The organism is Sporolactobacillus terrae DSM 11697 (assembly GCF_000648615.1).
Lineage (GTDB): Bacteria > Bacillota > Bacilli > Bacillales > Sporolactobacillaceae > Sporolactobacillus > Sporolactobacillus terrae.
The window spans coordinates 67,314-79,306 of record NZ_JFZC01000038.1; the positions used below are offsets into that span (position 1 = coordinate 67,314).

11 protein-coding genes and 1 riboswitch are annotated in these 11,993 nt (G+C 46.6%); of the genes, 9 read left to right on the top strand and 2 right to left on the bottom strand.

Annotation, left to right across the window (positions count from 1 at the left end):
• Positions 1-81: 81 nt before the first annotated feature.
• Positions 82-1,086 carry a D-2-hydroxyacid dehydrogenase gene (locus AA84_RS0106945; RefSeq protein WP_028976598.1) on the bottom strand — a complete coding sequence of 335 codons (1,005 nt, stop codon included), beginning with the start codon at positions 1,084-1,086 and terminating at the stop codon, positions 82-84.
• A gap of 560 nt (positions 1,087-1,646) precedes the next feature.
• On the opposite strand from AA84_RS0106945, the gene AA84_RS0106950 reads away from it, so the two are divergent.
• Together AA84_RS0106950 and AA84_RS0106955 are read left to right on the top strand one after the other, a co-directional pair.
• A complete protein-coding gene (locus AA84_RS0106950) occupies positions 1,647-2,207 on the top strand; it encodes an ArsR/SmtB family transcription factor (protein ID WP_028976599.1) in 561 nt (186 codons plus the stop codon).
• Positions 2,208-2,274: 67 nt separating this feature from the next.
• On the top strand, positions 2,275-3,525 hold the full coding sequence (locus tag AA84_RS0106955; protein WP_051577860.1) for an MFS transporter: 1,251 nt from the start codon (positions 2,275-2,277) through the stop codon (positions 3,523-3,525).
• A 169-nt stretch (positions 3,526-3,694) separates the two neighbouring features.
• On the opposite strand, the gene AA84_RS0106965 is transcribed toward AA84_RS0106955, so the two are convergent.
• Positions 3,695-4,759: a DUF5105 domain-containing protein gene (locus tag AA84_RS0106965; protein ID WP_028976601.1), complete on the bottom strand. Its 1,065-nt coding sequence runs from the start codon at positions 4,757-4,759 to the stop codon at positions 3,695-3,697.
• A gap of 266 nt (positions 4,760-5,025) precedes the next feature.
• On the opposite strand from AA84_RS0106965, the gene AA84_RS0106970 reads away from it, so the two are divergent.
• The 7 genes from AA84_RS0106970 to purB all read left to right on the top strand — a co-directional run bounded on the left by AA84_RS0106970 (position 5,026) and on the right by purB (position 11,952).
• Positions 5,026-6,147: a TcaA second domain-containing protein gene (locus AA84_RS0106970; protein ID WP_028976602.1), complete on the top strand. Its 1,122-nt coding sequence runs from the start codon at positions 5,026-5,028 to the stop codon at positions 6,145-6,147.
• Between the two features lie 367 nt (positions 6,148-6,514).
• A complete protein-coding gene (locus tag AA84_RS0106975) occupies positions 6,515-7,822 on the top strand; it encodes an NCS2 family permease (protein ID WP_028976603.1) in 1,308 nt (435 codons plus the stop codon).
• Between the two features lie 218 nt (positions 7,823-8,040).
• Complete coding sequence (locus tag AA84_RS0106980) at positions 8,041-8,319, top strand: hypothetical protein (RefSeq protein ID WP_028976604.1); 279 nt, start codon at positions 8,041-8,043, stop codon at positions 8,317-8,319.
• Positions 8,320-8,465: 146 nt separating this feature from the next.
• Positions 8,466-8,642, top strand: a complete 177-nt coding sequence (locus AA84_RS17370) for an NETI motif-containing protein (protein WP_081791739.1) — start codon at positions 8,466-8,468, stop codon at positions 8,640-8,642.
• Positions 8,643-8,730: 88 nt separating this feature from the next.
• Positions 8,731-8,832: riboswitch (purine riboswitch) on the top strand.
• A 188-nt stretch (positions 8,833-9,020) separates the two neighbouring features.
• Positions 9,021-9,509: a 5-(carboxyamino)imidazole ribonucleotide mutase gene (gene purE, locus AA84_RS0106990; protein WP_010024451.1), complete on the top strand. Its 489-nt coding sequence runs from the start codon at positions 9,021-9,023 to the stop codon at positions 9,507-9,509.
• Positions 9,506-10,657, top strand: a complete 1,152-nt coding sequence (purK, locus tag AA84_RS0106995) for a 5-(carboxyamino)imidazole ribonucleotide synthase (protein WP_028976606.1) — start codon at positions 9,506-9,508, stop codon at positions 10,655-10,657. Before purE ends, purK begins: the two co-directional genes overlap by 4 nt.
• Positions 10,654-11,952 carry an adenylosuccinate lyase gene (purB, locus tag AA84_RS0107000; protein WP_010024449.1) on the top strand — a complete coding sequence of 433 codons (1,299 nt, stop codon included), beginning with the start codon at positions 10,654-10,656 and terminating at the stop codon, positions 11,950-11,952. Before purK ends, purB begins: the two co-directional genes overlap by 4 nt.
• Positions 11,953-11,993 lie beyond the last annotated feature (41 nt).

Genomic DNA, 11,993 nt, shown 5'->3' on the forward strand with positions numbered 1-11,993 from the left:
ATCCGCCCGCGGCAAGCGAGCAAGCGGGAGTGTATTCAACCCTGTTTATGGATCACACTTAGCCTCGTTTTTCTCAAAAACTTATTGAGTGACAGCCGGCTTCACACGGTTTTTGCTGGTCCCGGTTTGCAAAACCTCAAGGACACTGTTTAATGCGCCGTCAACGATGTTGCGTATTGCCGTTTCGGTGAAAAAGCCGACATGCGGGGTTAAGAGCACTTGGTCCATGGCGATCAGTTTTTCTAAAAGCGGATCATTAAGCGATTGTCCGCTTAATTTCTTGTTGATGACCGTCTCATTTTCAAAGGTATCCAGTGCTGCACCGGCAATTTCGCCGCTTTCCAGTGCATCGATCAAGGCTTCGGTATCAATGAGTGCGCCGCGTGCAATGTTGATCAGATAAGCACTTTTTTTCATTAATTTAAGCGTGCGCGCATTGATCATATGGCGCGTCGAATCAAAGAGCGGGGTGTGCAGCGATACGATGTCCGCTTCTTTGAGTACCTCTTCGAGTGACGAACGATACTCAATTAAATCCTTTAAGCGGTCGTTCGGATACTGGTCGAAACCAATGATTTTAGCACCGAGCCCTTTAAAGAGCTGAGCAGCTGTCACGCCAATGCGGCCGGTACCGACGATGCCGACAGTCATTGAGCGTATTTCCCGGGACATTAAACCGTCCCAACGAAAATCGTTGTCCGCGATCCTTTTTTGGAATTGCGAGACATGACGCACGAGCTGCATCGCTTGGGTGACGGCGAGTTCTGCCACTGCATACGGCGAATAGGCCGGGACATTGGTGACGATCAATTCATTTCTTTCTGCTTCTTGAAGATCAATCATATCGTAGCCTGCTGTTCGTGTCGCAATCTGCTTGATGCCATAGCTTTTTAGTGCGGCATAGAGCTTTGCAGCGCCTAATGGAACCGGCTGCTGGATGCAGATACCGTCATAACCTTTGGCTCGATCCACCGTTTTTTCCGAGAGAAAATCTGCGGTTGTTTCAATGTCAATGGCATGCGCATCTGCCCACGCGCGGATGATTTCCTTTTCATGGGCCTGAACACCATACATGAATAGCTTCATCGTCGTTCAACCTCCATCTATTTTTCGAGTGATGATCATCCTTAGTCGTTTCGAAATCCTTTTTTCTTTATTCATACATTTGAAAATCCCACAGCTAGTGTATCGAATCCTTGCGCTGCTGTAAATGACGCGATGTAAAGCATATATGCTTTAACGTGGTAAAATGTGTATGCGAAAAAGTGAAAGAAAACAGGAAAGCAGTCCCCCGAAAAGGTCCGCTTTCCTGTTTCTATTTAATCTTGTCGATTCATTCTACACTTTACCTTTTTAGACACGAAAACCCGCTCCCGCTTCCTTAAATGAAAAAGCGGGCTTTCGTGGGGGAGCAGTCAAATGCCTTTGGGGATTAATCCTCGTGGTCGTGGGATAAGACCATTCATAGCTAGGAAAACGGATGATCGGGTCAACTGAAGTTTCGCCCATGCTTTTGAAAAGAAAAATGTTTTTATCATCTTTCCCAATCAAAAAAACAAGTTGCATTTTTCATACACATTACGTATTATAATTTTATTGAACGTGCAAAAAAAATTGCGCGTTGGGATCAAGGAGGGCGAATGAAAATGGAGGATGTTTTTTATCTCTCTAATCTTGATCAGCTAAAAGTGCTTAGCGATCCGTTAAGGGTTAAAATCATATGGTCCTTATCGGATCATGAGAAGACAGGGAAAATCCTTTCGGAAGAATTACATATGGCGCCTTCCAAAGTGCGTTATCACTTAACAGAATTGGAACGTGTCGGATTAATCAGAGTTGTGAGAACGGAGCTAAAGAACGGGATCCAGCAAAAGTTTTATCAGCCAATTGCTGAAAACATTTCGTTAGAGAAGGTTGCATCGCTACTCAACGGGGAGACTGTTCCCGATTTGGATAATGTGCTTAAGGAAAATGCATTTTGCGCATTGGAAGCGCTGCGCAAGAATATCGCACGTTCTGATCTTCAGGCGCGTAAATTTCTATTTATTCCTTTTCAAGCACGTCTAACGGATCATGAAGCAAAAGTTGTCGAGCAAAAAATTAAAGCTATTTATACGTATATGCAGAGCAAAAGCAACCGAAGCACACAAGAAAAGACGAAAACGTTTTATACCAGCCTCTCATTCTTTCCTACGCAAGATCAGTAAGTATTTTTTTTGGATTAACGTGCAAATATTTTTGTACGTATAACAATATTATTCTGGATGTGATCCTATGCCTCAAAACCAATTGATAAAGAAACAAAAATACCCGGAATTTTTTAGACCATTGGCGGTATCCAAAGCGTTTCGCAGTTTATGGATCGGCAACGCTCTGTCAACGTTCGGATCCGCGATTACCAATGTGATTTTACCCTTATTCGTTTATGAACTGACCGATTCCCCAATGGCAATGGGAACGATCATGGCAGCCTATATGATTCCGGTGGTTTTAATCCTTCCGGTATCCGGGGTCATTGTCGATCGTTTCAATCGCATAAGAATCATGCAGATTGCAGATCTGATTCGGTTTCTGCTCATGATGGGTTTAATGACGCTCGGCATACTCGGACGATTGTCCCTTCCGGTTTTAATCGTGATTATGGCTGGGATGGGCTTAATGAACGGCCTTTTTCAACCCGCTTTTGCGGCGATGAGAGCAAGGCTATTTGTCCCGGATATTCGCAACGCAGCCAATGCGCTCAACCAATTCAGTGAACAGTTGCTGCGTCTTATCGGACCGTCGATTGGTGGGCTGATCGTCAGTTTTGCATCGGCTACACTTGGCTTCGGCATTGACGCATGCACATTTTTTCTCTCATTTTTTTGCCTCATGTTTTTAGCCCAAGCGGGCAGTGTTGAAAAAACGAAGACCCGGAAGGAAACGTTTGTTCATGAATGTTTTGCAGGGATTCAAGTTATTAAAAAGAATACATGGCTATGGGTAACGATTGTCTTTTTCAGCTTTGCCAATATCTGCTTATCCGGTATGATTACGGTGCTCGTGCCATGGCTGATCAAAGTCCATGCGCATTTACCCAATTATATGTATGGGTTAACCATGTCAGGAGCAGCGTTCGGCTCTATTGCAGCAGCATTCTTGTTCGGCATGCGAAAACAATGGCGGCATCGTGGCATGATCGGTTATAGTGGCGTTCTAATTGCAGGACTCGCGCTATGGCTAATGCCTTTTGCGCACCATTCATTCTTGTTTGTTTTATTCATGATCGTAGAAGGGGCAGGGGTCATGATTTTCGGTTTAATATGGGAGACAAGTATGCAGGAACTCGTTTCCCCTGAGGTCTTTGGACGTGTTGCTAGCATTGATATGGTCGGATCTTTTGCGCTTTTACCGATCGGTTATTTCGTTACCGGTTGGCTGGCTGGCGTGCTTGGCGGAATTGGAGCGATAACCTTGATGAGCAGTTTGAGTGTAGGTGCTGCTGCACTTATTTTGTTTGTACCGGCCATTCGGAATTTTGATTAAGAAGCGCTCAATTTGAATCGATTGATTGAGGAGATCGCGTGGAAGTAGACGGGATGGGGCAATTTTTGCTCAAGGCAGCGATTGGCAATCGATGTTGTCCATATGCTTCGTATTCAGAAACCGGATCGTTTGCGCAATCCGGTTTCTGGTCGTGCTGCAAATCGCTTCATTAATATCCGCCGGTCATTTCGCTGAGAAGGTCTTCATAGTCATAGTTGTTGCTACGCTTTTCTGAATCAACGGCCCATTTATCGCCTTGCTTCTTCAGGTTGATTTTGTAAGCATTGTCTGAGGTACGCGCTTCGTTGTTTTTGAAAACTTCGCCAAAATTTTTGGCAACGTATGCGTACCAGCCTTTCATCGCAGCATTGTAATCGGAATATGCGCCGCGGTTGTCATCGATAAATTGATCCTTCAGATCTTGAACCTCATCGTACATATCATCAAGATACAAGACTTTGGGCGTGACTTCGACAACCGCCGAATTTGGAAAAGCGGTGTTGACTTTCAAAGTAACGCTGCCTTTCTCACGATTTGCCGCAATAAAATCGGTGTAAATTTGATTTTTTTGCTGATTGGAAAGCTGATCATCCAGCGTGCTGCCCATATTCTTAATAAAGAGTTCTTTCAAGCGTTGTTTTTCTTTGGCAGCGTCGTTTGCAACCCATTTTGAATAGTTACTGACGTCTTTCGCAAAGAAAACGGTTTGTACGTATGCATCCAGCGCATCTTTTGCTTCCCCGCTATGATCTTTATAATTTTTCGTATTGATTTTCACGACAATTTCATCCGCCTGTTTGCTGTCCTCATAGACGCTCGGCTGATAATGCAGCTCATAGGACTTGTTTTTCGCAACCCGGAACGGGAGGTATCCGGTTACCGTTTTCCCTTTTGCCAAACCATCTGTATTCAGCATTTTGAAGTCATCAGGCGCGTCGTAAATGGCTTCATCGACCGATACCTTCTCATCGTTTGAATCATAAAGCGAGAAGTCATCGCTCAAGAGGTCGAGCGATTTGTCTGAGTTGTTGGTGATGCTGATCTGCAAAGCGAGAAGTGCGCTGTCATCCGTATTTTCCTGGCTGTTCATCGTAATGAATTCACCGCTTTTGACCTTCAATGTGGCGACACTGGTCTTGCCCTCTTCTTTTTTGGAACCTGATCCGCCGCACCCGGCAATGACGAGAAGCAACGCGAGTCCGAGGATGAAAAGAAGCTTGCGTTTAATGATCATCGACCCCCTGTCATAAAATCTTCACAAAAGTCTACGGTCAGTTCTATGTCATGAATCGGATAAATAGAATCGATCCGTTTGTCCTTTTTGACCTAACGACGGATCGGTGAAACAAGGGCGAGTGCGCAATCATTCGATTGCTGCTGCTCATTCATTTTTTGAATGAAGGGACGTTTCAAATGACTGGGAAAAATTTAAGTGAAAGACGGCTTGGATCAGCCCAAAACTGCATAGAATGAGAAAATAGGGGAGGAGACGTGAGGGCGATGGAGTGGAACAAACGGATCAAGATCATCATAGGCAGCAGTGTGGTATTCTTCGCACTTTTGATTTCAGCCGGAATCGGCTGGACCAAGACATCTCCAAAAAATGTGGTTGAGGATTTCAAGCAGGCGGTGGATGAAAAGGATGCGGCAGCGTTGAAGCCGCTTCTCATAACGGGGGATAAGAATGCGCCGATCACAAAGGCATCCGCTCAGGCGCTGCTCGATTATTTGCATTCAAATAAAAGCGCGGCGCGTCAAGTGACGCAAAGCCTGACCGAACAGGCAGCGGCAAAGAAAACGGATGGAGAGGGTGCCTTGCAGCTTTCTGAGGATGGCAAGCAGTTCCTTTTCTTTAAAAAGTACAAAATAGAAGTAGAACCGCAATCAATCACCACGTCCGGACTGCGCGAAGGAGAAGTGCTTGCGCTCACTACTTCGGAGCACGGAATCCTTAGAAAGGGCAACCGTTATGGACCGATTCTTCCAGGCAATTATAAAATAAAGCAGCAATTAACCAATGATCTAGGCATATTTATAAAGCATGCAAAAATTTCAGTTTGGGATCAGGATGTGTCGCTTCACGTTGACTCCGAAGCGTGGATGGCTCATGCCAAACCGCTGCAAAAAGCAGTCTTTGACCGAATCAATCAGTTCAATGCAGAAGTATCGGATTGGGAGACCTCGGAATATGCACCGCAAAAGCTGCCCTCGGCAACGGTGACGTTCGCGAAGGCCCAGTCTGCACTCCGCCTACGGGAATTCGCTGCACTTAAAGATCAGCTGCTCGGCATACAATCGGCTTATTTGGGCATGCTTGCCGATCCGAACAGTTTGTCGATCACACATTACGGGAATCAGTGGAATGTCTCCGTGGACACGGTTGTTTCCTATAAATTCGGCTATACATTAAAAAAAGGCAAAGCGCAGAAGGATGCTTCCTATAACCGGGGCGTCACGTTCCGCCTCATCTATGACACCACCCAAAAACATTGGCTTGTAAGTGGACTCTCCGACAACTATATAACCAAGCAGGCTGCATCGGAATGGCCGAAGAAACAGCAGTGGACGATTGATCACCCGCAGCTGCATACTTGGGGTGCAGATAGCGGGACAGATTTGTAGGCAGCGCGTTCAAACAGTGCGCTGAGTGAGTGTTCGTTCGTGACCTGCGCGAAACGCGCATGAACCATTAAGAGAAATCGGCAATTTCCGAACGTTTGGATAATAATTATGCCAAGTGTTCGTTATTTCGTTGACGTGCGAACAACCATGCTGATATAATGAACACTGTTAAAGATAGTTTTGTTTTGTTCCAGACGTTGGATCGATTGTTCAATGGGTGTGGTTTTCTGCATTCATTCTTTTGCTTCAATAGTCTTGAAGCTTTTTTATTTTCTTATGATCTTATGACCTTGATACGGAAAAGGCTGCGCATTGAAGAATACGAACGTCGGTTCAGGACAACAATACAGCATTAAGGGGGATTATTGTGAACGAAAATTGGTTATCTCGCTATTTTCATTTTTCCGAGTTGAACACAACGCTGCGTCGTGAAACACTTGCTGGTTTAACGACTTTTATTTCAATGGCGTACATACTATTTGTCAATCCAAGTGTTCTTGGTGCTTCTGGAATGGACAAGGGTGCGGTATTTACAGCAACGGCCATTGCCAGCGCGCTAGGCTGCTTAATCATGGGGATTGTTGCCAAGTATCCGATTGCCATTGCACCGGGGCTTGGCGTGAACGCATTCTTCGCTTATTCCGTCTGCATCGGCATGAAGATTCCGTGGCAAACCGCGCTTGCCGGCGTATTCATCGCTTCGATCATCTTTGTTCTGATTACGGTTTTCAAACTGCGTGAGATTATTATTGATGCGATTCCGCAAAGTTTGAAGCTTGCAATGGCTGCAGGTATCGGCTTGTTTATCGCATTCATCGGCCTTCATGAAGGCGGTCTGATTGTTGCCGACAAGGCGACAACGGTTGCTTTTGGTCCGCTGAACGTCGGCACAACATGGCTGACCATCTTCGGTTTGATCGTTACGGTTATTCTAATGGTTCGCAAAGTCCCGGGAGCAATTTTTATCGGTATGGTTCTGACTTCGATCGCAGGGATTGTCTTTAAATTGATCCCACTGCCGTCGCAGATCATCTCGCCTGCGCCAAGTCTTGCACCGACATTCGGCCAAGCAATCACGCATGTTCCGGATATTAACACGATGCAGCTGGCGATTGTTGTTCTGACCTTCTTGCTTGTCACATTCTTCGATACGGCCGGAACGCTGATCGGACTTGCTGAACAAGCAGGCTTCATGAAAAATAATAAAATGCCGCGTGTCGGTCAAGCATTGCTTGCCGACTCAACCTCAATGCTTGCGGGTTCTGTATTGGGTACCTCACCGACTTCTGCATACATTGAATCATCAACCGGTATTGCTGTCGGCGGACGTTCCGGATTCACAGCGGTAGTAACGGGGATTCTGTTCCTGTTTGGTATGTTGTTCTCGCCGCTTCTGGCCGTTGTTACTCCGCAAGTAACGGCACCGGCGCTGATCATTGTTGGTGTCCTGATGGCAAGCGCATTGAAACAGATTCCTTGGGATGAATTTGAAATTGCTGTACCGGCATTCCTGACCGTGATCGGTATGCCGCTGACCTACAGTATTTCTGACGGCATCGCACTCGGCTTCATTATCTATCCGATTACAATGGTTGCTGCCGGACGTGCAAAAGAAATTCATCCAATTGTTTATTTCTTGTTCTTTGTCTTTATCGTTTTCTTCGCGCTGATTTAACGAAGCGCGCATCGAGCCTTCTCCACTAATACTGGAGAGGGCTTTTTTACGTTTCTCTGCCTGGAATCCGGTCGTTGTGGCGCATAATTCGGTCTTTATGATGAGTAATCCGGTCTTCATCACGCATCATCCGGTCAAAGTGTTGATGATGAGTACTGCATAGCGAATCAGCAGCTTACACATGCTAAACATAACCTTAGATAAAGGACGTGTTGCTCATGGCTGCGATTCTGCTTGCCATCCTTTTATGGCTCATTGGTCTGTTCGTGCTGAGTGCAAGTTTTTTTCTGAACGCTATTATGAGGAAAAAAGCAGATGTTTTACTCAAAGATGCTGAACATGAACAGGGGAAAGATGAATCAGTAAGCATTGCGATGACGATTGAAGGAAAAATCTTAGATCGGATTCCGAGCTATGTTATCCATTCTGTGACCGGGGTTGTTGGATTGACGCTCATTGCTTTAGGTGTGGTAGCGCTCGCTTTTTATTTTCACTAAATACGTGCGACCGATTGCTGTCGAAACTTGCGAGCTCTTGGTATACTGAAGACAGTGAATTTTTAAGCGCGCACGTGATGAATGATCATAGCAAAGCGGTGAAAAATATGCGCAAACGCAAAGAAAAGCATTCGGACAGCCTCTTTTTGAAAAAGCAGTTTACAGTCGGTGATCATGAGAGCTTGGCACAATGCCTTGATCGAATGAAGCGGGAAGGCTACCTGCCGGTGAGAAGAATCGAGAAACCAGTCTTTCGCGAAACTCCATCAGGTCCTGAATGTATTGGCCGACAATGTATCTTAGAGGGCAAACGCATGCCTTGAAAAGGCGAACAATAAATTCATTTCCCTTGTTTAATGTTCGATAATTCCGGTTGACATCCGGCGAATAGTGCTGATATGATGAGAGTGTCGAAAATGAAAAACGAACCCTCATATATTTTTGGGAATTTGGCCCAACTGTTTCTACCTGGCGACCGTAAATTGCCGGACTATGAAGGGAAAATGGTAACGTTTTGTTTTGACCGCTGCCCGCGGCCTGAGACCAGACGGTTGTTTTCTCTTCATGTACAGGAAAACAGCTGTTCTGGGCTTTTTATTGTCTGGATTTTGACTAGGTTCAATTGTGTCGCGAAGGATCGGCAACATGCAAGAGCTGTCGCTTTCACCTGACTTTTTGAACAGAATTTATTGGGAGGCAGTATGGTGAGTCAAGCAGTAGTAGGCGTGATTATGGGAAGCAGTTCGGATTGGGAAACAATGAAGAACGCGTGCGACATTTTGGATGCGATGGATATTCCTTATGAAAAAAAAGTGATCTCCGCGCACCGCACACCTGATCTCATGTTTGAATATGCAGCGTCGGCGCGCGAACGCGGATTGAAAGTGATCATCGCCGGTGCAGGCGGAGCAGCTCATTTGCCGGGCATGACCGCAGCGAAAACGACCTTGCCGGTCATCGGCGTTCCGGTTAAATCACGGGCGTTGAACGGGATAGATTCGTTAATGTCCATTGTTCAGATGCCGGCCGGTATTCCGGTTGCAACGGTTGCAATCGGTGATTCAGGCGCGAAAAATGCCGGACTGCTTGCCGCGCAAATCCTCTCCGCCTTTGATGAAAACCTGAAGAATCGGCTCGAAGCTTATCGGGAATCTCTTGCTGATAAAGCAAAAGGGAGTGAGCTGGAATGAATCAGAAAACAATCCTGCCGGGACAAACCATTGGTATTCTCGGCGGCGGACAATTAGGACGAATGATGGCGATCAGCGCCAAACAAATGGGCTATCGCATCGCTGTTCTCGACCCGGTTGAAGATTGTCCCTGCGCGCAAGTTGCGGGCAGCGTCATCACCGCTGATTATGACGACCCGGATGCCGCCAAAAAAATGGCTGACGTCGCCGATGTCGTTACCTATGAATTTGAAAATGTCGACGTCAAGACAGTGGACTACCTGCAGGAGAACAGTTATCTTCCGCAAGGCGGCCACTTGCTTGAAATAACCAAGGACAGGCTGAATGAGAAAGCGGCAATCCAAAGCGCAGGCTTACCGGTTGCCCCCTACATGCCGGTTCGTAATACCAAGGAATTAGAAGAAGCGATCGATACAATCGGTTTTCCATCGGTTCTGAAAACAACCCAAGGTGGTTATGACGGCAAGGGACAATATGTCTTAAAGTCGAAAGCCGATTTAGAAGAAGCACTGCCTTACATTGGCAAAACCCCTTTTGAACTTGAGAAATGGCTTCCATTTGAAAAAGAAATCTCTGTTATTGTTGCACGCAGCACCACCGGCGAAACCTCGGTTTTTCCGGTTGCTGAGAATATACATCGTCATAATATCCTGCATCATACCCTTGTGCCGGCGAGAATATCCGATAACCTCCGCGAAGAAGCGACGCAACATGCGCTCCGGCTTGCGGAAGCCCTTCATCTCGTCGGCACGCTTGCCGTCGAAATGTTTGTCGGCACGGACGGCAGGGTGTACGTTAATGAGACGGCGCCTCGTCCGCACAACTCGGGGCATTTTTCAATTAATGCTTGTGAGACATCGCAATTTGAGCAGCATATCCGCGCGATTTGCGGGTTACCACTTGCTAGCGCGCAGTTGCTCAAACCGGTCATCATGGTTAACATTCTCGGCCAGCATGTTCAGCCGGTTTTAGACAAAATCAGTGAATTATCCTCCGCTCATCTTCACCTCTATGGAAAAGATGCGGCGAAAACCGGTCGCAAGATGGGGCATCTCACCATTCTCGGCGATACGGTGGATGAAGCAATAGAGAAAGCAGAACAAATAGGGATATGGAAAATTGAACAGGAAGTAGGTAGGCATTCATGATTGATCGCTACACGCGGCCGGAAATGGGCGCAATTTGGACGGAAGAAAACAGGTATCGGGCATGGCTTGAAGTAGAAATACTTGCCTGTGCAGGCTGGTCCGAGCTCGGAGAAATTCCAAAAGAAGACGTTGAAAAGCTGAGAAAGAACGCAACATTTACCGTGGAACGCATTCATGAAATCGAACAGCAGACGCGTCATGATGTTGTTGCCTTCACGCGAACGGTTTCTGAATCGCTTGGCGCAGAAAAGAAATGGGTGCACTATGGCTTAACTTCAACGGATGTTGTGGATACGGCTCAAGGCTACTTGCTCAAGCAAGCAAACGACATTCTTTTAAAAGATATCGAACACTTCATTGAAGTGATTCGTCAGAAAGCGAAAAAATACAAGAACACGGTTATGATGGGGCGTACGCACGGCGTCCACGCGGAACCGACAACATTTGGTCTGGTCATGGCTTTGTGGTATGAAGAAATGAAACGCAACCTCGTCCGTTTCAAACGTGCTGCGGACGAAGTACAATTCGGCAAGCTGTCCGGTGCGGTCGGCACTTATGCGAACATTGACCCGCGTGTTGAAACGTATGTGTGCGAACATCTCGGCATCAAACCGGCGCCGATCTCAACACAGGTACTGCAGCGTGACCGCCATGCCCATTACATGTCCGTTCTTGCCTTAATTGCGACTTCGATTGAAAAATTCGCGGTTGAAGTCCGCGGCCTGCAACGTTCGGAAGTGCGCGAAGTTGAAGAGTATTTCGCTAAAGGGCAAAAAGGTTCGTCGGCAATGCCGCACAAACGCAACCCGATCGGTTCAGAAAATATGTGCGGACTTGCTCGCGTGATTCGCGGCTACATGACGACTGCCTATGATGATGTGCCGCTTTGGCATGAACGCGACATCTCTCACTCCTCAGCAGAACGCATCATCCTGCCGGACGCAACGATTGGGCTCGACTACATGCTGAATCGCTTCTCCAACATTCTGGAAAAGCTGACCGTTTTCCCGGAAAACATGAAACGGAACATGAAACGCACCTTTGGCTTGATCTTCTCGCAGCATGTCCTGCTGGCATTGATTGAAAAAGGGATGAGCCGCGAAGCAGCCTATGACATTGTGCAGCCGAATGCGATGAAATCATGGGAGACGGAAACACCGTTTAAGCAAATCGTGGAAGCCGATACACGGATTACTGGCCAACTGTCGCAAGCAGAGATTGATGCGTGTTTTGACGCAACCTATCACCTGAAAAATGTTGACTTCATCTTTGAACGTTTAGGTTTGAACGACTGATCCAAGCAGGGATCCGTACGAAAAGCGAAAAGGGGAAAATA